23 protein-coding genes and 1 tRNA gene are annotated in these 18254 nt (G+C 64.5%); 13 read left to right on the top strand and 11 right to left on the bottom strand.

Annotation, left to right across the window (positions count from 1 at the left end; all coding sequences use genetic code 11):
- The first annotated feature begins 333 nt into the window (after positions 1-333).
- Both IEY82_RS13505 and IEY82_RS13500 read left to right on the top strand, forming a co-directional pair.
- A complete protein-coding gene (locus IEY82_RS13505) occupies positions 334-921 on the top strand; it encodes a PadR family transcriptional regulator (RefSeq protein WP_189124427.1) in 588 nt (195 codons plus the stop codon).
- Between the two features lie 25 nt (positions 922-946).
- Complete coding sequence (locus tag IEY82_RS13500) at positions 947-1681, top strand: DUF8817 family protein (protein WP_189124426.1); 735 nt, start codon at positions 947-949, stop codon at positions 1679-1681.
- Between the two features lie 79 nt (positions 1682-1760).
- Here the strand turns inward: IEY82_RS13500 and IEY82_RS13495 are convergent, their stop codons facing one another.
- Positions 1761-2120, bottom strand: a complete 360-nt coding sequence (locus IEY82_RS13495) for a hypothetical protein (protein WP_189124425.1) — start codon at positions 2118-2120, stop codon at positions 1761-1763.
- Positions 2121-2278: 158 nt separating this feature from the next.
- Between IEY82_RS13495 and IEY82_RS13490 the strand changes: the two genes are divergently transcribed.
- Positions 2279-2416 (top strand): hypothetical protein, encoded by a 138-nt coding sequence (locus tag IEY82_RS13490; protein ID WP_189124424.1) that lies wholly within the window; start codon positions 2279-2281, stop codon positions 2414-2416.
- 764 nt (positions 2417-3180) lie between these two features.
- Positions 3181-3462: a hypothetical protein gene (locus IEY82_RS13485; RefSeq protein WP_189124423.1), complete on the top strand. Its 282-nt coding sequence runs from the start codon at positions 3181-3183 to the stop codon at positions 3460-3462.
- Between the two features lie 128 nt (positions 3463-3590).
- Here IEY82_RS13485 and IEY82_RS13480 read toward each other — a convergent pair whose 3' ends face one another.
- The 3 genes from IEY82_RS13480 to IEY82_RS13475 form a co-directional block, all read right to left on the bottom strand.
- Positions 3591-4025, bottom strand: a complete 435-nt coding sequence (locus tag IEY82_RS13480; protein WP_225263226.1) for a GNAT family N-acetyltransferase — start codon at positions 4023-4025, stop codon at positions 3591-3593.
- Between the two features lie 108 nt (positions 4026-4133).
- On the bottom strand, positions 4134-4256 hold the full coding sequence (locus IEY82_RS39875; protein WP_263648154.1) for a hypothetical protein: 123 nt from the start codon (positions 4254-4256) through the stop codon (positions 4134-4136).
- Between the two features lie 35 nt (positions 4257-4291).
- Positions 4292-4534 carry an SHOCT domain-containing protein gene (locus tag IEY82_RS13475; RefSeq protein ID WP_189124422.1) on the bottom strand — a complete coding sequence of 81 codons (243 nt, stop codon included), beginning with the start codon at positions 4532-4534 and terminating at the stop codon, positions 4292-4294.
- A 311-nt stretch (positions 4535-4845) separates the two neighbouring features.
- Between IEY82_RS13475 and IEY82_RS13470 the strand changes: the two genes are divergently transcribed.
- Positions 4846-5469, top strand: a complete 624-nt coding sequence (locus tag IEY82_RS13470; protein WP_189124421.1) for a hypothetical protein — start codon at positions 4846-4848, stop codon at positions 5467-5469.
- A 98-nt stretch (positions 5470-5567) separates the two neighbouring features.
- Positions 5568-6137, top strand: a complete 570-nt coding sequence (locus tag IEY82_RS13465; protein ID WP_189124420.1) for a DUF6461 domain-containing protein — start codon at positions 5568-5570, stop codon at positions 6135-6137.
- Between the two features lie 215 nt (positions 6138-6352).
- On the opposite strand, the gene IEY82_RS13460 is transcribed toward IEY82_RS13465, so the two are convergent.
- Positions 6353-6940 carry a hypothetical protein gene (locus IEY82_RS13460; protein WP_189124419.1) on the bottom strand — a complete coding sequence of 196 codons (588 nt, stop codon included), beginning with the start codon at positions 6938-6940 and terminating at the stop codon, positions 6353-6355.
- A gap of 412 nt (positions 6941-7352) precedes the next feature.
- Here IEY82_RS13460 and IEY82_RS13455 point away from each other — a divergent pair, with 412 nt between their 5' ends.
- Positions 7353-7718, top strand: a complete 366-nt coding sequence (locus IEY82_RS13455) for a hypothetical protein (protein ID WP_189124418.1) — start codon at positions 7353-7355, stop codon at positions 7716-7718.
- Positions 7719-8236: 518 nt separating this feature from the next.
- On the opposite strand, the gene IEY82_RS13450 is transcribed toward IEY82_RS13455, so the two are convergent.
- The 3 genes from IEY82_RS13450 to IEY82_RS13435 form a co-directional block, all read right to left on the bottom strand.
- A complete protein-coding gene (locus IEY82_RS13450; RefSeq protein WP_189124417.1) occupies positions 8237-8818 on the bottom strand; it encodes a hypothetical protein in 582 nt (193 codons plus the stop codon).
- 4 nt (positions 8819-8822) lie between these two features.
- Positions 8823-8966, bottom strand: coding sequence for an inositol monophosphatase family protein (locus IEY82_RS13445; protein ID WP_225263253.1), 144 nt, complete (start codon positions 8964-8966; stop codon positions 8823-8825).
- A 363-nt stretch (positions 8967-9329) separates the two neighbouring features.
- Entirely contained in the window at positions 9330-9776 is a 447-nt protein-coding gene (locus IEY82_RS13435) for a hypothetical protein (protein WP_189124416.1), read from the bottom strand.
- Between the two features lie 1035 nt (positions 9777-10811).
- Here IEY82_RS13435 and IEY82_RS13430 point away from each other — a divergent pair.
- On the top strand, positions 10812-11966 hold the full coding sequence (locus IEY82_RS13430; RefSeq protein WP_372459723.1) for an RNA-guided endonuclease InsQ/TnpB family protein: 1155 nt from the start codon (positions 10812-10814) through the stop codon (positions 11964-11966).
- A 288-nt stretch (positions 11967-12254) separates the two neighbouring features.
- Here IEY82_RS13430 and IEY82_RS13425 read toward each other — a convergent pair whose 3' ends face one another.
- Positions 12255-13070: an inositol monophosphatase family protein gene (locus IEY82_RS13425; RefSeq protein ID WP_189124414.1), complete on the bottom strand. Its 816-nt coding sequence runs from the start codon at positions 13068-13070 to the stop codon at positions 12255-12257.
- Positions 13067-13939 (bottom strand): DUF5919 domain-containing protein, encoded by an 873-nt coding sequence (locus IEY82_RS13420; protein ID WP_189124413.1) that lies wholly within the window; start codon positions 13937-13939, stop codon positions 13067-13069. Before IEY82_RS13420 ends, IEY82_RS13425 begins: the two co-directional genes overlap by 4 nt.
- A gap of 806 nt (positions 13940-14745) precedes the next feature.
- On the opposite strand from IEY82_RS13420, the gene IEY82_RS13415 reads away from it, so the two are divergent.
- Positions 14746-14892 (top strand): hypothetical protein, encoded by a 147-nt coding sequence (locus IEY82_RS13415; RefSeq protein WP_189124412.1) that lies wholly within the window; start codon positions 14746-14748, stop codon positions 14890-14892.
- A gap of 577 nt (positions 14893-15469) precedes the next feature.
- Complete coding sequence (locus IEY82_RS13410; protein ID WP_189124411.1) at positions 15470-15622, top strand: hypothetical protein; 153 nt, start codon at positions 15470-15472, stop codon at positions 15620-15622.
- A 104-nt stretch (positions 15623-15726) separates the two neighbouring features.
- On the opposite strand, the gene IEY82_RS13405 is transcribed toward IEY82_RS13410, so the two are convergent.
- Positions 15727-15797 (bottom strand) — tRNA-Gly (locus IEY82_RS13405).
- A gap of 79 nt (positions 15798-15876) precedes the next feature.
- Here IEY82_RS13405 and dcd point away from each other — a divergent pair.
- The 3 genes from dcd (at position 15877) to IEY82_RS13390 (ending at position 18236) form a co-directional block, all read left to right on the top strand.
- Positions 15877-16452, top strand: a complete 576-nt coding sequence (gene dcd, locus IEY82_RS13400) for a dCTP deaminase (RefSeq protein ID WP_189124410.1) — start codon at positions 15877-15879, stop codon at positions 16450-16452.
- A gap of 156 nt (positions 16453-16608) precedes the next feature.
- Positions 16609-17226, top strand: a complete 618-nt coding sequence (locus IEY82_RS13395) for a DUF47 domain-containing protein (protein ID WP_189124409.1) — start codon at positions 16609-16611, stop codon at positions 17224-17226.
- 5 nt (positions 17227-17231) lie between these two features.
- Complete coding sequence (locus IEY82_RS13390) at positions 17232-18236, top strand: inorganic phosphate transporter (RefSeq protein WP_189124408.1); 1005 nt, start codon at positions 17232-17234, stop codon at positions 18234-18236.
- The last annotated feature ends 18 nt before the right edge of the window (positions 18237-18254 follow it).

Raw genomic sequence — 18254 nt, 5'->3', positions numbered from 1 at the left:
GGAAACGTTATGGAGCGGTCAGCACGAGAAACGGGACAGTCACCCTGGGAGGCCAGCGGCGGCGTACTGCGTGCGTTCGCCAGTGGGGTCCTCGCAGACGATCCTAGAGGGGCGATCGTCGGAGCATCACGTCGATGTCGGCATCGATGCGGACCGGCTGCCTTCCTGTCGATCATGACGGTGGGCTTCCTGTTCTGCGCCGATCCGCTCCGACCTCGACATGCGGATCGATCCGCAGGTCGAGCAGCAGGCGCAGGCCGTACGGGATCTGGCGGTACTCTCTCTCGGAGAGGGACTAGCCAAATTCGGTTAGCTCAAGATCGAGGGAGCTGGATGAAGCCGGTACGGCTGCTGGTGCTGGGAGCGCTGCGCAGGCGCGGTCGCGCACACGGCTACCAGGTCCGCACGGATCTGGAGTCGTGGGGCGCGCACGAGTGGTCCACCGCCACGTCGGGCTCGGTGTACCACGCGCTCAAGAGCATGGCCGACCAGGGCCTGCTGGCGACGTGCGAGGGTGTCCCCTCAGAGGCCGCGGGCCCGCCGCGGATCGAGTACGAGCTGACAGACAAGGGCGAACAGGAGTACTTCACCCTCCTGAGCCAGGCCCTCGCCGACCGCGAGCCGAGCCTGGACGTGCTGGGCGCCGCCGTCGGCCTGATCGAGGACCTTCCCCGGGAGCATGCCCTGCGGATGCTGCGCGAGCGAGCCCGCGCGATGCACGAGTGGCGCACGAGCATCACCTCGCAGCTGCCTGCGGACACCGATCTGGACACCTGGGGGCCGGTGGGCGAGGTCCTGTCTCTATGGCTGACCACCGCCGACGCCCGCGCCCAATGGACCCACCGGCTGATCCGCCGCCTGGAAGAGGGCGCGTTCACCATGGCCGGCGAGGACCCCGCACCCGCACGGCAGGGCGAATAGCGGCCTTCATCAGAACGGAGAAACCATGGCCAACGAGATCACCGTACCGCTGCTTCCCTGCCGGTCCATCGATGAGATCGTCGAGTTCTACACCATGCTGGGCTTCGTCCGGACCTACTACCAGCTCCGCCCGAACCCGTACGTGTCGCTCAAACGCGAAGACCTCCAGTTGCACTTCTTCGGCATCCCGGACTTCAAGCCCGAGGACTCCTACGGGAGCTGCCTGGTCATCGTGCCCGACACCGGGGAGCTCTTCGAGGCGTTCGCGGCGGGCATGCGCGAGGCCCACGGCAAGCTCCTGGTCTCGGGGATCCCCCGGATGACCCGGCCCCGCAAGCGCAGGAACGCCGAGAACCTTTCCGGATTCACCGTCGTCGACCCGGGCGGGAACTGGATCAGGATCGTGGCCGCCAAACCCGCACCCGAGGAGAAGGAGGCGGCCTCCGGCAGGCTGGCCACGACTCTGCAGAAGGCGGTCGTGATGGGCGACTCCCACGGCAAGCACGTACGAGCGGCCCAGATCCTGGACGCGGCTCTGGAGCGGGACAAGGAGACCGCGACGGCGGCCGAGTTGCTCGAAGCGCTGGCCTACCGCGCCGAACTCGCACTCCGCGCCGAGGATTCGGCCGCCGCCCGCGACGCCCTTGCCCGCGCTCGCGCGCTCACCCTCTCCGAAGCCGAACGCGGCGGCCAGCTCGCCGACATCCTGGCCGCGCTGGAAGACCTGGAGGCCATTCTCGGGCCCGCGCACCGGCCCTGACCCCACATCCGGCCCGGGGACCGCCGCGGGCGTTCACAAGCGCAGGCGAATCCCCGTGATCTCAACTCCGGCACCGGCCCTAGCAGTCGCAGATGAAGCCGTAGTTGCCCCAGGAGCCCTTCATGACCAGCTGGTACTTGCTGCCGTACAGTCCGTAGATCCCGTGACGGAATTGCTTGTCCGGCGACACCCGTCCTGATCCGACGCGGGCACCCGTCTCCCTGTCCCACACCTCCCAGTCCACAATGCTGGTGCTGTCGATCCCGATCCATACGCGGTTGAGGGTGCGGTTCGCGGGCGCGTAGCCGCTGGCGCACTTGTTCGTCCAGTAGTCGGGGCGGCAGGTGTGAGTGACCTGGGCATTGGCCGGCTGGGTCGTCGCGACCATAGCGGCTGTGGCAGTGACCAGCGCGAGTAAAGCCATGGCGGCTCGGCGCACGATTCCTCCAAGGGTTGAAGTCACCTTCGCAAACCGGGCAAGTCTCGCATCAGCTATCCCTTCAGTACAAACGTTTTTAAGCAGGTGCATCCGCGGTGGGCTGATCGTCGTCGGCGGGATGCCTGCTTGGAGCCGGACCGGCAGCAGAGAGAGGCGAAGTGCTGATCAGTTTCGACGGGACCTTCTATACGATCACGGATCCTCAGTTCGAGATGAGCATCCCGGCCTGGGACGGCTATGAGCCGGACACGGCCGATGCGGCCGGCGCAGCGATCTGTTGCTCGGCTACCGGATGAATCAATCCTGGCGGTGTCACACGCGGAGATCCACCAGCGGCGCACGAAGGTGTTCAGCGCTCCGAGATCCCGACGACATGTGAAGACTGACCCAGGGCGATGACCGGGTGAAGTCATCGATGGACGCGACCGGCAAGGTCCGGCATGCTGGTTTCTCCCTGTGCGGAGGTTCAGATGACGATGGGGTTCGCCGAGTTTCTGTTTGTGCTAGTGATATGGGTCGTTCCAGCCGTTTTGTTGTTTTTCTTGCTCTACTGGACAATCCGCCTGGCAATCAGACATGAGAAGCGGCGGGTGCCGAGTTCGCGTGAGGCCGCAGATCAGAAACGACGGGAACGCGTGGCGGTGGAGCGTGCCGCTCAGCATCGCCCCAGACGACGTCGCTCCGAATGAGCAAGCGTCCGACGGCTTTCGTGGCCTGTCATGGCGTACTTGAGGAACGCCTCAAGGTCATGCTCGTCCCCGTTGTGGATCCGCTTGGCGACTTTGTTGGGTGGATAACCGCGAAAGGGCTCTCCACGGCAGCGGCATTCTGGTCGTCGCCGTGCAGCGGTTCGAGCTGGGTGAGGCGGTACGGTGGCGGCGTGAGCAGCTCTGACTGACTCACCCAGCTGGCTGAGCGTTCAGTTCCGGCCGCCGCGCGAGGCGAGCTGACTGCGCCGAAGCATTGTTCGGCGTGATCTGGCGTGAAACCCCAGGCGTTCACGCCGTCGCCTACAACGCATCCTCGTCAATACCGGAGAGGGCCGAGGAAAGGAGCAGGCATGTCGACCGAGCCGGAGCCGGGCCTCGCGCCCGAGCACACGAAACCCCCCCACATCAAGAACGAGCCGATCACGATGACGGTCGACGGGCAGGACTTTCGCATTCGTGAGCGTGCTGGGAGGCCCGGCGAGTACGACTTCGACTGGCTCAGCGGGCCGCACGAGTACGGCTTCGGGATCACCAGAGCTGCCGGCGCCGCGATGACCCTGGCTGAGATGGAGGAGGCCATCCGCGGCTTCCTCGCTGAGATCGACCCCGCCACCGGTTACCTGAAGGAATAGCTGAGCGGGCATGACCCTCCCCGGCAGCTCCTGACCGAGGGATGGGCAGGCCCCTGCCTCAGCCATTACAGGCAGCACGTGCTTGATGATCACCCTGGAGTCGGAGCGCCCCCGCAGGAGGCGCCCTTTCAGGCGGTCAGCCGCTTGAACATGTGCACGTCTTCGTGACCGTCGGGAATACCGAGCATCCGACCGGTTTCGACGTAGCCGTGCCGCTGGTAGAAGCCAGGGGCCTGGAAGGTGAAGGAGGAGACGGCGACCCTGTCACACCCTCGTCGCACGGCCTCCGCCTCGGCGGCTTGCAGGATCTTGCTGCCCCATCCCTGCTTGCGACTGTCCCCGCGGACCCAGAGCATTGAGATCCCGCAGAGCCCGCCCCAGGTCCAGGCGGTCAGGCCGCCGACCAACTCGCTGTTGCCGTCGGTGACCTTGATGGAGAAGGAGTCACCGTAGGCCGTGCTGGTGGCGGCTTCGTTGAACGCCGTCAGTGCATCGTCGAGTTGCTTGCTCAACTCGGGGTCGTCGTCGCCGACGACCAAGGTCGAGGCAGAGTCTCCAGTCACGCTGATGGAGTATGTCAGCGGAGTCCGGTTCGGACGAATGAATTTCGCGTGGCCGAGCGGCCGTCCGCCGGGACCGGTCCCGAGGCCGGTCAGCAATCTTCCGGCGCCCTACGCCGTGACGTCCAGCTCCGCGTACATGCCGGCACCGTAGTGACCAGGCATCTCCTGCTCGGCCACCAAGGCCGCCAAGGCCGCCGTGGACGTGGTGCCCAGCACGACTGCCGCCAACACACCAGCCGCCAGCCATCCTCTCCGCCGCAGGACACTCACCTGCGCCCCTGCAGCAACTCCAGACGACGTTTGTATTCGTCGACGTCGATCTCGCCTCGGGCGAGCCGCTCAGCCAGCATGTCCTCGGGCCGCTGTGGCCCTTGGACCTGCCCTTCCGTCTTCCGCGAGCCGCCGATGTAGCGGACCAGCGCCACGATCCCAGCGATGATCAGTCCCCAGAAGAGGATCATGGTGATCCCCATGACCAGCCAGTAGCCGGTCCCATAACCCCACATCATTGCCCCCAGCCCTCCTTTCAGGAGGTCTCCGTTTCAACATGCCACGACGGCGACAGTGACCGGCAGGGCCGTTGGTCCCACTGGAGCATGCTGATGGTCCTGTAGTGGCGAACTTCGGATGCGGCCGAGCGCCGGGCCGCTGTACGGCGGCGCGCCGCGCCGTCGCTTGTCGTGATGACCGCCCACCGCGTTCGGCAGTGGCACACGAAGCCCACGCAGAACGGCCCGGGTTCCTTGACCGTCGCCAAGGCGTACCGACGTTCCGGCCCGCGATCAGGGAGGCCGACGATCGATACGTCTAACCTGTCGGCGTGGGCACCGACATCTACGGCCACATCGAGGCTCGCCACCCATGTGCGGACGAGGATTGGTACGACTGGGATGCATGGGCGGTGTCCATGCCCCTCCACCCGCTCTACGACGGCCGTGATCATGAGTCGTTCGGCTGCCTCTTCGGTGTTCGTAACCGGCTCGGCTGGGCCCCCGTCGCGGCCGGCCGTGGTCTACCTGCCGACGCGTCGGAACCTGTTCGCACTGAGTATGAGGACTGCGTCCGGATCGATGCCGCCATACATGGCTGTACGTGGGTTTCGTGGGCGGAGTTACGCGATCTGGATATGAGTGTTCATTCCGCCGCTCGGGGGGTGATTGATGTCCACTCCGGGCTTGGCTCGTCGATCAGCCGGCATCGGGTCGATGACCAGTGGCCTGATGATGTTGTGAAGGAGTATGGTGTGCCGCCGTTAGGTGCCTCGCCCGTCGAGGCCCCGATGGGTTGCTGGGAGGTTTCTGGAGCAACGCTTGAGTATCGCCCGATGACGCGACTGGACGCGCTGGGACCGGGCACCGGTTGGGACCATGTCTTCGAGGTGATGCGGGCACTGGCGCTGCGGTTCGGAGCTGAGGGCGTGCGATTGGTCGTCTGGTTCGACTGACGACACTGCGAAGGCCGTGCCGAACATTGACAGAACATCATCCGAAAGCTCTCATCCGGGAGTCTGCGACTGTCGGTGGCGGCTGGCAGCATGGCGCCATGACCGCGCATCCCCCTGACGTCTCCTGGCTCTGCGGAGAGTACACCGACTACGGCTACAGCTTCATCTACGTTCGTGACGCACCCGAGCAGGTAATCGCTCGCCTCGGCGGCCGATGGGAGGACTTCACGCCCGGCCCATTCCCCGGCAACCCCGACAAGTTCCCATTCCCTGGCGACCCGATCGGCATCGCCTCCATCGGCGAATGGTCGTTCATCATCGAATCCGGCTCTCTTGGCACCCACGAAGACGTGGTCACTTCGCTGTCCAAGGGCACCCGCCTCGTCTCCCAGTTCGCGCTCAGCATCAAGGGCTTGGACTACTTCTACTGGTGCGAGGACGGTGAGATCAGATTCGGCTTCTGGGCACAAGAGGGATACATGATGGAGACACCGGACGAACTCGTGGACATCCTGGCGGAGATCGACAGGCTCTACCCCGGGTTACCCTATCTCTACGAAGGGCCGGCCTTCCTGCTCGCCGAGCGCCTGACCGGGATAACACTGACCCAGCAACTGTTGGCAGAATCCACCTTTTACTGGGGAGCGGTGCCAGAACCACCCCCATAGCCGTCGTTAACGGCAGGGCAACCAGCCCGTGACCTGCGGTTTCTCATCGCATCGCACGCATCTGCCCTGCCTGGTCATCTCGTCTGTCCCGCCCGAAGGGGAAGCGGGCCAGGGCCACGGATCAAGGGTGGAGCGCCCCCCGCCGAAGGCTGCTTGGTTCTCTATGCCGTGCCACGACCACCAGGCTGAGAATGCCTTGTCGATGGGCCGACCACTCACCACGAACTGTCGTACAGATAGCTGTACCAATACCCTTCGAGATGGGTGTAGCGGTCGCCGCCATCGGCATTCTCGTTTGGTTCGCCAGAGGTCAGCCAGACGAAGCCCTTGTCGTCTTGCCGGAACAGGTCCCGGACGACCAGCCGTGCACTGCCGGGGATCTTTTTCCCTGTTAAGAGATCGTCGTACCGCCTTCCGTCGCATACGTAGTACAGGCCAACCCATTGGCAAGGCTCTTTGCGGCCAGGATTCTCATCCACCGCTGTGGCGTAGGCTCTCAAGCTCGGCTCGGAGATTGTGTAGCGGATCCAGAACGGCGCATTGGTGATGAGGGCGACCCTGACGGCAATCGCGATATACCACGGGGCGAGCGCGCTCTTGAATGAGCCGACTGGCGCCTTTCCCTTGTGGTCGGCCCAAGTGATTCGGATCGTCCAGTACAGGAATAGGAGGAAACCGATGGGGACCCCGAACTTGAACGTCTCGAATCCGTACCAGGAGGGATAGCTAGCCCATATCAAGAGCAAGGTGGCTGCGGCCGAGAAGACGATCAGAAACGGTAATCCAGGCGGCTTGTTGATCACGGTGTCACATTAGCGGTATCCGAAGACGCCGGATAGCCGCTCACGGCAACGAGGCCTTGCTGGAGGAGCCCATCAGGGCAGTAACTGGTCCCCTCCTCGGCGTGGTGGGCAAGCTCGCCTCACGGGCCAGTCAGGGGGCAACGATCGAGCTGCACCTTACGCGTGAGCAAGTCCCAACACAACCAGGCCTAAGGGCCGACGATTCCATCCTGCCTGGGCCTGAAGATGAGAGCGGGTGACGGAATTGAACCCGCGCTGTCAGCTTGGCTCCGAACGGGTGCGTCAGCATATTCGCCCTGGGGTTCTTGGAGTCGTACGGATCTCCACTCCAAGGGGCGGATTCGCCTGTGTTTGCCGGTCGCAGCGGATATAATTGCACCTTGATCGAAGTCATCGCTGAGGAGGCAGATGCATGACGGACCAGGGGAATGGCGACGGCGGGAACAAGGGCAAACCCGGAGAATCGCTGTTCGCGATTTGGGCCGCCCTAGGGTTTGTCATTGGGGCTTCCCTGGCAGTGAAGTACGTTTACTCCATGGGTTATACCGCCGATGATGACTTGCCTTGGTGGCCACAGGGCATCATCATGATATCCCTGTTCTTCGGGCCTATGTTTCTGCTTGGTTGGATCGCGGAGCAGCTGAGCGAAGAAGTGTTGTCAGGGAATTCCACCTGGGCGACATATTGGACGACAATGGTCGGCATCACCGTGCCTGTTTTAGCTGTCGCGGGCATCACAACTTTCGAAGATGTTCTTGATTTGTTCAACCATCTGTGAGAATTGATATCCATATCACAGTGAAGCATGGTCCGCTTCATGTCGTTTCGTGAGGCGGGGGCCGGCGGACTAAACGGCGGGTGCACCAAAATCGACACTACTGCTGCTGACAGCTGACCACTGAGGAAGAAGGCGGAAGCGAAACCTAAAGTTTTCCACGAAGACGACGAGCAGCGTGAGGCGAGCTCCGTACGCGCCTGGGCGCGGTCCTGGGTTGGCTACGGGCTTCTGTGCGTCCTGGACCTGTGCCCTCTTGCGCTGATCACGCGTAGGTTCGCGTGCCATCATCCCTGATCAACGTGCTTGGCCGCCACTTGGAGTACGTCCTCGTCACTGACCCGCCGAGAGACCTGCCCGATCTGCCGACCCTCGCCTAAGATCCTGGACACCATCCCCGATCCGCGCAGCCGTTGAGGGCGCTGCTACCGACTCGGTCCACTGCTGGCGTTACCCCTTGCTCGGCTTGTCCCGGGTCGATGGCGGGCGGGATAGCCAAGCTTGTTGGCGAGGCCGACCGCTTACCAGCTATCCCAGCCTTTGTAGCCGTACCAATGATCCTTCAGATAGCGGTAGCTGTCGTCAGCTGTCTCGTCTGGCTCGCCGGAGGGTAGCCAGAGGAAACCTCTATTGTCGTCCAGGAACCACTCCTGCACTCCGAACGTTGCGCTGCCGGGCACCTCTTCACCAGTGTCGAGATCTGAGTATTGCCACCCGTCACACACGTAGTACAGCCCCGCCCATTGGCAAGGCTCTTCGCGGTCGGGGTTCTTGGCTACGGCTTCGGCGTAGGCTTTCATGCTCGGTTCGGAGATCGTAAAGCGTATCCAGAACGGGGCGTCGGTGATGAGGGCGAGCACGACACCGACGGCGACGAACCACGGCATGAACCAGCGGCTGCCTAGGCCGTCTGTCAAGGTTCCCTTGTGGTCGGCCCATATCATCCGGATTGACCAATAAGCGAGCAGGAGCCAGCCAACGGGGATCGCGAACAGGAACATCTCGATCCCGTACCAGTATGGATAGCTGGCCCATATCAAGATGACGGATGCCGCGGCCGAGAAGACGGCCAGAAATGGTAATCCGGGCGGCTTGCTGATCACGGCGTCACCCTAGCGCCATCCGGTTAGACCGGACAGTCATGTTGTGAGGGCTGCCGTCGAGGTCGACCACGGTGGCTCCCGCTTCACGGGCGATGATGACGCCCGCAGCGGTGTCCCACGGTTGTTGCTGAGCATGGCGACCTATCACCAGATCTGGTGGCCTCAGGCGGATGAAGCGCGCTTTGAGGGCGATCGTCTTCCCGTCTGGAACGACGGTGTCGGCTACGTGGACCCTGACACGGGCGAGGTCCTGTCCACCTGGGACGAAGCTCTCGACCAACTCGGGGACGAGCCCATGCAGGTGGACGTCAAGGGCGTGCTGGCCGGGTCATCGGACGCTGACCAGTGCATCCGGTACTTGTCCAGGTACCTGACGAAGAGTCTCGGCGAGATCTTGGACGGTCAGGCTCAGCGAGAGCATGCGGCCCGTTTCGTCGATGCCCTGCGGTACGCTAATAACCGTGGTTGACCCCTAATTACCACCCTTAATGGCACGCTAATGGCACGACGATCAAGGCTCTAAGCAGGACTCGGCGGCGATGGTGCGGAGTCGCTCGATCTCGGCGAAGATCTCTTGATCGGTGAGCCCGGACTGAACGATCAGCCCCTGCGGCTCAGGTTCGCTGTGGTACTTGCGAAGAGAAAAACAGAGGCCGACTCGGAGGGCTGCCAGTTCCCGGCGGAGCGCGTCGCGTTCGGCGATCAGCTCGTCTACGTCGTCCAGCGTGAAGAGCGTCTTGGAGGGGTCATTTATGGTCCAGCCGCGCTCGCCGGCTTCCCAGAAGATATTGATCTCAACGCCTTCAAGAGGGTCGCCACCAAGTGTCGCGTCTTGGGCGGTGGTCACGTTGAGATCTTCTACACGGAGATGCCAACCCCCTGCGTTGACGTCGACCACGACGGGGGTTTCGTCGGACTGGCCGGTGAGGTAGTCGAGAAGTTGGCCGACGGTGAGCATGGGCGCAGGGTGACATGAATTGCGCACCTGCGCACACCCCGCCTGCCATCGACCCGCCCGAAGGGGAAGCGGGCCAAGGCCACGGGTACCAGATGGAGCGCCCCACCGGACGAACGATCTGGTACCCGTGGCCCTGGTCTGCTCGGCTTGTCCCGGGTCGACGGCGGACGGGATGATCAGGCTTCCACCTCAGCCACTTATGGACCTTTCGATGAGCACATCCTTGGCGGTCATCCCGGAGTCGGAGGCCCCTGCCGGAGGCAATGGTTGGAGCCACACAGGATGGTGCTTGCTCAATCTGGTCGGGAGGTGCGCCGAATGGTAGTTCGCCGGAGGTATTGGAGCCGAGAATCACGTAAGGCTCTGCTCTGCTGGACCTGCTTCGTCGCGGCGTGGTTCTTGGTGAACCTGGCCGTCGACTACGTCACCGAGGGAGCGCAAAGGATCACAGCGGCTTACCTCGCGGCACGGCCTGTCGTGCTTGGCGTCTTTTGGTTGGTCGGGGTAGTGGTCATTCGCTGGTCGGCACGCCGAGCACCTGGCGATTCGGATGAGTCGAACCAGAGCGGCCCATAGGCTCTCGTTCCTGGAGAGGCCGGGAGCCGGGAGTGATCTGGCGGCGGTGTGCCGGTGGTCGGTGGGGTCGGCTGGGTACGGCGCGGCGGCCGTGCGGCGATGCCCCGCGTGGCGCCCGCGCCGTGACCGGCCTCCAGGCCGCAGCGCGGCGCGGGGACGCCGGCGCGGGGCGTACGGCGGCGCGGCGCGCCGCCGCTTGATACCTACAAGAACAACTCGGCAAGTCGGCTGTGGCGTTCAGCGTGATCTGGCGTGGAACCCCGGGCGTTCACGCCCGGGAGGAAACGACAGCGCGGGAGGGCCGCCAAGGCCCGAGCGGTGCGGTGACCGGTAGGCCGTGGAGCGGCTCAGGGTGAAGATCACATGCGCGTGAAGCGCGCGGACGACGCGTCCGCCCTCTTCTCACGCCGGGTTCGGTTTCCATCCCGGTGGCGTGGGCTTGGCGATAATGTGTTCGAGGTGAAGCTGGTGGTGCAGGTGAAGCTGCTGCCGACGCCTGAGCAGGCGGCGGCGCTGGAGGCGACGTTGCGCACGGTCAACGACGCGGCCACCTGGGTGGCGGCGCTCGCCCATAGCCAGCGGGTGTTTCGCAACTACGATCTGCGCAGGCACGTCTACGGGCAGGTCAAGGACAGGTACGGGCTGGCGGCCCAGGCCGCGCAGCATGTCATCAAGAAGGTCGCCGACGCCTACACCACCCTGCACGCCCATGTCCGCAACGGCAATCTTGGCAAGCGCGGCTCCGTCCGGCGTGAGCGGGTGCTGGCCCGGCCGATCGTCTTTCGCCCGGGCGCGGCCCAGCCGTTCGACGACCGCTGCCTGTCCTGGCGGATGGACGCCCGCACGGTGTCGATCTGGACCGTGGGTGGGCGGATGAAGGGCGTGGCGTTCACCGCCTCGGCCGATCAGCTCACCCTGCTGGCCGCTCACCGCAAGGGCGAATCAGACCTCCTCTACCGCGATGGCAGGTGGTTCCTCATCGCCACCTGCGACCTGCCGGACGTGCCGGTGCGCGCTCCGGACGGGTTTGTCGGGGTGGATCTGGGGATCGCCAACATCGCCACCACCGCCACCGGCACCGGCGATGGTGTCCGCCACAGCGGCAAGACCCTGAACGCGGTCCGTCACCGCCACCGCGAGTTGCGCCGCCGCCTGCAGGCCAAGGCCACCAAGTCCGCGAAACGGCTGCTGAGGAAACGCCGCCGCAAGGAAGCGCGTTTCGCCGCCGACACCAACCACACCATCGCCAGACGCATCGTGACCGAGGCTGCACGCACCGGGCGAGGCATCGCCCTGGAAGATCTCCAGGGCATCCGCGACCGGGTACGGCTCCGCAAGCCCCAGCGGGTCACGCTGCATGCGTGGTCGTTTCACCAACTCGGCCACTTCATCGCCTACAAGGCGGCCCGCGCCGGTGTCGCCCTGGTCTGGGTGGACCCGGCCTACACCTCGCAGGCCTGCTCGGCCTGCGGGCACGTGGCCAAGAACAACCGGCCCGACCAGGAAACCTTCGCCTGTACGTCGTGCGGCTTCGCTGAGCACGCCGACGTCAACGCAGCCCGCAACATCGCCGCACGCGGCGAGACGGGCTGGGCAGTGAGTCACGCTGCCTGACGCGGACCAGACCGTCGAAGCCACCGACGGCCAGGAGTTGCAAGCTCAGTCCCTTCAGGGCTGAGAAGCTGACTTCTGGGTTCCCTCGCAACCCGAAACGGCAAAGCCATTTCTAGTCCAAGGGGCCTACCTGGACGGAAAGTATCAGAAAGGTGTGATTTCTATTGTGCGGAGAAGGGGGGAGCATTCCATACCCATCACCGCGCGAGAGATTCATGCGATGTTGGCAGCCGGTCGAGCCCTGCTGCAGAGGGGATCTATGCCACGTCCCACTGATCCGACAGAGGATTAGGACCGATTGAGCCCGGTAGCCGTGTGGGCTTCAGTTATGAGCTCCACAAGATCGGCCACGAGTTTGGGACTTGCAGCGATGGTCGCGTGGGCGGTCATGCTGTGCGGGCTGCCGTCGAGATCGACCACCGTAGCTCCCGCCTCTCGGGCGATGATGACGCCCGCGGCGGTGTCCCATGGGTTGTTGCTGAGCATGATGTTGGCGTCGATCTTGCCGTCCGCAACCCACGCGAGATCGATCGCGGCTGAGCCGAACATCCTGATGCGCTGGACGCGAGCGGCGAGTTCTTGGGTCAGGACGAGCCGCAGCCGGTTCCGCTCGTGTGCGTCCTCGCCCACGGCGTAGTCGCCGATCGCCACGATTGCGGTTTGCAGCTCGCGGGCGTCGCTTATCCGGATATCGGACCCGTTGGCGACAGCGCCGGCCCCTTCGGCTGCCGAGTAGCGGAGGTTGAGAAACGGTAGGTCGATCACCCCGAGCGTGGGCATGTTCTTATCGACCAAGCCCAACGACACTCCGCATAGCGGGATGCCGTGCAGGAAGTTGGCCGTTCCGTCCACGGGATCCAGCGCCCACATCAGGCCGTCGCCCATACTGCTGACGCCTTCTTCCTCGCCAAGGAATCCGATCTCAGGCGTCTCGCGAGACAGGAACTCCCGCACGGCGTGCTCCACGGCGTAGTCCACCTCCGTGGCCATGTCCCGGTCACCCTTCGCCGTGATAACGCCAGGAGCCTTGGTTCGGATGATCTCGCTGGCGATCGATACGGCACGTTCGGCGATGGGGAGAAGCGTTCGGGCGTCGGTGGTCATACAGGTTTGCTCCGCTCCCACATGTCCCTGAACACCTGGTCGAAGACGGGGAACAACCCCTCTGCGGCAGTGTTGTCCCTGATCACAAACGTTGGTGAGTCGACTCCGCGGGACTGCGGTAGGTACGGCTGGACCACGCAGAGTGCCCGGTCCACGATCAGCACATTGAATCGGATCGTCTCGTCGTAGACGTGGAGTTCAAGGCGCTGGGCTGACGTGGTGTCGAGTCGATCGCGGAGTCTGGTCAGCATGCTGATGTTGAGCGCCGTGAGGGTCGTCAGGGTGCTGTCGGTGTAGCCCTCTTCGGCTTCGCGGGCGCGGATCGCCTGACCCTTCGGGTCGAGAAAGAGGCAGCGGATCCGGGTGCCCGAGTCCAGCAGGCGCTTGAGCTGATGGTCGGGGTAGCTCTGGCAGAGGATGTTGAGCGACAGGCCCGCCGCGTTGATCTCCTTCGCGCTGTCGAACATCGCCGACGCGGGGTACGCGGAGGAGAAGGCGGAGCGGCTGCTGAAGACTGCGGTTACGTCGGCCACCTGAGGCATGGCGCAGGTCTCGGCCCCGGGGCCGGCGCTTCTGACTGGCTCCGGCTCTGTCCTCGGCGTGGGTACTTCGATGGTGTTCGTGGAGAACAGCTCGTGCGCCGACCTTCCTGGGAACATCGCCTCCAGGACGCGGCAGTGGCCGGAGTAGGGCAGGCCCTTGAGTTCGCCGGTCAACCACCGGTGGAGCTGCGCTCGGCTCGGCCAACCGCCCTGCAACGAGGGGTCCACTTTCTTGGCGGCTTTGTCGTACTCCTTGTAGAACGTGCTGTAGGTCTGCCAGTGGCGTTGCGTCAGCAGAGTCTTCAACAGGATCGGCTGGTCAGTCATGATCCGCGCCTCGGGCTGGGGTGCCACATGGGCCCAGGTTAGCGACAGAGACGGGCTCGGAGGAGACAAAGAGGAGACGGACGGAGACAAGTCGATCACAGACGGCACTCGCGCGCGATCGAGACGTGACAGGTCCTCGGGCAATCCTCGTCACATGACTGCGCGATGCGACTCCTGCTCAGGACGAGGCTGGAAGTACATCAGCCTGCGCCGGGGTGTGGTGGCGGCTGAGAATCCCGATGACGCCGCCTCCGGCGACGGGTGCCGGGGTGACTGCTGGCGTTGCAACGGGACCGGCGAGGCAGGTGCACTGTCGTGACCCGGGTCTCCGACTGCCTCAGTTTCCATGTCGCTCCGCTTCAGCCGGATCACATGCGTCTGGTCTGGCGGGATCCCACCCGAGCGGAGAACCGCGTACGCGTGACCGCTCATACCTGCGACTGCGTGAACACGGTCTACGAGCTGTGCCACGCGGGGGGCCAGGCGCACATTCGCCGGACTCGGCGAGGCGATGGGCCGGTACAGGTCCACGAGAGCCATCGATGGCTGTTCAAGGAGGCGCAGGCCGTCTGGCTGGCCCTTCTCGACGGTCGGGCCCGATGAGCGGGCGCGGCGGAGGGTGAGTCCAGGGTGCCCATTCCGCCGCGCCTTGGGTTGGTGGGGGACTTCTGAAGCGCAGCCAGACAGTCCCCCACCAGTCCGCACGCTTCTTTCAACCAGGCCGGGAGGCTGGCGTACTCGATCAAGGTTCGCGAGATAAGGGCTCCTCGCCCTGCCGCCAAGACCACCTCCGCTAAGGACGCGGCGTGATGGCGCGGCGCAACACTCGTCCCGCCAGCACGATCAATCTCAAGGTCGGTCAGGGTGCTGACGTGCGCAACCATCCGTACCCGCAGCGGTCGCCGGTCCTGGGCCTGGCCTTCGGCGGCACTCAGGTGCTCGTCATCACGTAGGCGAACGACCACGTCACTCTCGACGACGTCGAGTTCGCTCGGAGCTTGGCGCGCGAGGCCGCCATGTTCGCCGGCGCGGTGGAGCGGATGTTCCACGGTCTCCCGAACGGGCTGGGGGTGACGGGGCGATGACTCTCAGCCCGTACACCTACGTGCCACGTTCGCAAGCCTGCGTTGGGGTGAGGTCAGCGCGCTACGCCGGATGGACGTCGATCTCAAGACACGTACCGTCCGCGTCCGGGGCGACTTCGTCGAGCGCTCTCCGGGTGGGCTGGTGCTGGGGCCTCCCATGTCCAAGGCCGGTCGCCGTGTCGCCGGACGGTGGGTATTCCGCAAAGCGTCGTCCCTATCTCCGAGAGCACATGGATACCTACGTTCAGAGTGAGCCGGGCTCGCTGATGTTCCTGGGAGCCAAGGGCGGGCCGATACGCCGAAGCGGCTTCAACGCCCGTACACGCTGGGTGGACGTGGTCACGGAGATGGGCCTGCCAGGGCTTCATTTCCACGACCTGAGACACACGGGCAACATGCTGGCCGGGCCGAGTCCGGCGCGGGCCTCAAGGACCTCGTGGCGCGCGTGGGACACGACAACGTCCGAGCCGCCATGATCTACCAGCACGCCGTCAGGGGAGCCGACGAGGCGATCACCAACGCCATCGATCGGCAACTCGAAGCACGCGACGATGACGACGACAAGGGCACGGCGGGCGTACTGGTCACGGCAGAGTGATCACGAGCTAATGGCCCGTTAACGGCCCGCGAAGATCGAACCAGTCCGGAAACGATCAAGGCCCGGGTCGGGATTCATGTCCCTACCTGGGCCTTCACGGTGAGAGCGGGTGACGGGAATCGAACCCGCGCTGTCAGCTTGGGAAGCTGATGTTCTGCCATTGAACTACACCCGCATCGGGCCGAAGCCGCGTCCACCACTGTAGCGGAAACCGAGCCCACTTCAGCAAGCCCAGGCACGGTAGGTTGCTCCACGTGCTGCTATCTGACCGTGACATCCTCGCCGAGATCGACGCCGGGCGGCTAGCGCTCGATCCCTTCGACCAGGAGATGATCCAGCCTTCCAGCATCGACGTACGGCTCGACCGGTTCTTCCGGGTGTTCGAGAACCACAAGTACCCGCACATCGACCCCTCGGTGGAGCAGCCGGATCTCACCCGGCTGGTGGAGCCCGACGGCGACGAGCCGTTCATTCTGCATCCGGGCGAGTTCGTGCTGGCGTCGACGTACGAGGTGGTCACGTTGCCGAGTGATCTGGCGTCGCGGTTGGAGGGCAAGAGCTCGCTGGGCCGGCTGGGTCTGCTGACCCATTCCACGGCGGGTTTCATCGATCCCGGGTTCAGTGGGCACGTCACGCTGGAGTTGTCCAATGTCGCGACGTTGCCGATCAAGTTGTGGCCCGGGATGAAGATCGGCCAACTGTGCGTGTTCCGGCTGAGTTCTCCTGCCGTGCATCCGTACGGTTCGGCGAAGTACGGCTCGCGTTATCAGGGGCAGAGGGGGCCGACTCCTTCACGGTCCTTCCACGGCTTCCACCGGACGGCGATCTGAGAAAGGCGGGGAAGGTAAGCCCATGGGCATCCCAATGTCACGGTGTCACGCAACACACGGAGGGTAGCGACTAGGAGAAGGGGACATGAAGTTCGCATTTTGCCTGGTTACCCGTACTCTCTTCCACGGACCATCCCCGCACATCTGGAGATCGACGTGCGCCTGCGTCTCACGCCACGTGAGGACAGCTACTACGACCTGTTCGCCGACTCGGCGAACAACCTGGTCACAGCATCACGCCTGCTGGTAGAGATCATCAGCGACGGTTCGGACAGGGAAGCCCTGGCCGACAAGATGCGCGTTTGCGAGCACACCGGTGATGAACGCACCCATGCGATCATGAACCGGCTCAATGAGAGCTTCATCACTCCGTTCGATCGCGAGGACATCTATCGTCTCGCCTCGAACCTCGACGACGTGATGGACGCCATGGAAGCGGCCTCCGACCTCATCGTCCTCTACCAGATCGACCACCTGCCCAAAGATGTCGTGCGGCAGGTCGAGGTGCTGGAGAGGGCCGCCGAGCTGACGGCCGAGGCGATGCCCCGGCTGCGGTCGATGAAGAACCTCAACGAATACTGGATCGAGGTCAACCGGCTGGAGAATCAGGGCGACCAGGTCTACCGGCGGCTGCTGGCCAAACTCTTCAGCGGCGAGTATGACGCGTTGACGGTCATGAAGATGAAGGAGGTCATCGACGCCCTCGAAGAGGCCGCCGACGCCTTCGAGCACGTGGCCAACACCGTCGAGTCGATCGCGGTCAAGGAAAGCTAACCTCAGTGGACCTCACGCTCGCCCTCGTCATCAGTGTGGTCGTCATCGCGTTGATCTTCGACTACACCAATGGCTTCCACGACGCGGCGAACGCCATCGCCACCTCGGTCTCCACGCGCGCGCTCACCCCTCGGGCCGCGTTGTTCATGGCCGCGGCGATGAACTTCATCGGCGCCCACCTCGGCACGCAAGTCGCCCAGACCGTCGGCAAAGGGATCATCGACGCTCCCCAGGGCTCACACGGGCTGGTGATCGTGGCGTCGGGGTTGATCGGCGCCATCGCCTGGAACCTCATCACCTGGCGCTTCGGTCTGCCCTCCTCCTCCAGCCATGCGCTGATCGGTGGTCTCGTCGGAGCGGCGCTGGCCTCGGCCAGCCTCGTCCACTGGGATGGCGTGGTGGACAAGGTCGTCATCCCGATGATCCTGTCACCGCTGATGGGCTTCACGCTCGCCGCGGCGATCATGATCGCGATCTACTGGATCTTCCGCAACGCGCAGCCCGGCAAGACCAACCGCGGCTTCCGCTACGCGCAGACCGTCTCAGCCGCCGCCATGGCGCTCGGGCACGGCCTGCAGGACGCCCAGAAGACCATGGGTGTGATCTTCCTCGCCCTCGTGGTCGGCGGTTACGCCGCTCCGCAGGACGAGATCCCGCAGTGGGTCATCCTCGCCGCCGCGACCGCGATCTCCCTGGGCACGTACGCCGGCGGCTGGCGGATCATGCGGACCCTGGGCCGGCGCATCATCGCGCTGGACCCGCCGCAGGGGTTCGCGGCCGAGACCGCGGCGGCCACGGTCCTGTACGGCGCGGCGATCGGGTTCGGCGCGCCCATCTCGACCACCCACACCATCACCAGCGCGATCATGGGCGTCGGCTCGACCAAGCGGCTGTCGGCCGTGCGGTGGGGCGTGGCGGGCAACATCGTGACCGCCTGGGTTCTCACGATTCCGGCGGCGGCTCTGGTGGCTGCTCTGTCCTATTACGCCCTGCACTGGATGGTGGAGTAGCGGCCTACATCACGTAGC

It is taken from the genome of Nonomuraea cavernae, assembly GCF_014646355.1.
Taxonomy (GTDB): domain Bacteria; phylum Actinomycetota; class Actinomycetes; order Streptosporangiales; family Streptosporangiaceae; genus Nonomuraea; species Nonomuraea cavernae.
This window is presented reverse-complemented; position numbering and strand designations above follow the sequence as displayed.

Excerpts from the sequence above, each read along its gene's own strand:
- IEY82_RS13420 (WP_189124413.1), bottom strand. The coding sequence starts at position 13,939 with ATGACTGACCAGCCGATCCTGTTGAAGACTCTGCTGACGCAACGCCAC.
- IEY82_RS13505 (WP_189124427.1), top strand. The coding sequence starts at position 334 with ATGAAGCCGGTACGGCTGCTGGTGCTGGGAGCGCTGCGCAGGCGCGGT.
- IEY82_RS13425 (WP_189124414.1), bottom strand. The coding sequence starts at position 13,070 with ATGACCACCGACGCCCGAACGCTTCTCCCCATCGCCGAACGTGCCGTA.
- IEY82_RS13455 (WP_189124418.1), top strand. The coding sequence starts at position 7,353 with ATGACGGACCAGGGGAATGGCGACGGCGGGAACAAGGGCAAACCCGGA.
- IEY82_RS13475 (WP_189124422.1), bottom strand. The coding sequence starts at position 4,534 with ATGATGTGGGGTTATGGGACCGGCTACTGGCTGGTCATGGGGATCACC.
- IEY82_RS13435 (WP_189124416.1), bottom strand. The coding sequence starts at position 9,776 with ATGCTCACCGTCGGCCAACTTCTCGACTACCTCACCGGCCAGTCCGAC.
- IEY82_RS13465 (WP_189124420.1), top strand. The coding sequence starts at position 5,568 with ATGACCGCGCATCCCCCTGACGTCTCCTGGCTCTGCGGAGAGTACACC.
- IEY82_RS13485 (WP_189124423.1), top strand. The coding sequence starts at position 3,181 with ATGTCGACCGAGCCGGAGCCGGGCCTCGCGCCCGAGCACACGAAACCC.
- IEY82_RS13500 (WP_189124426.1), top strand. The coding sequence starts at position 947 with ATGGCCAACGAGATCACCGTACCGCTGCTTCCCTGCCGGTCCATCGAT.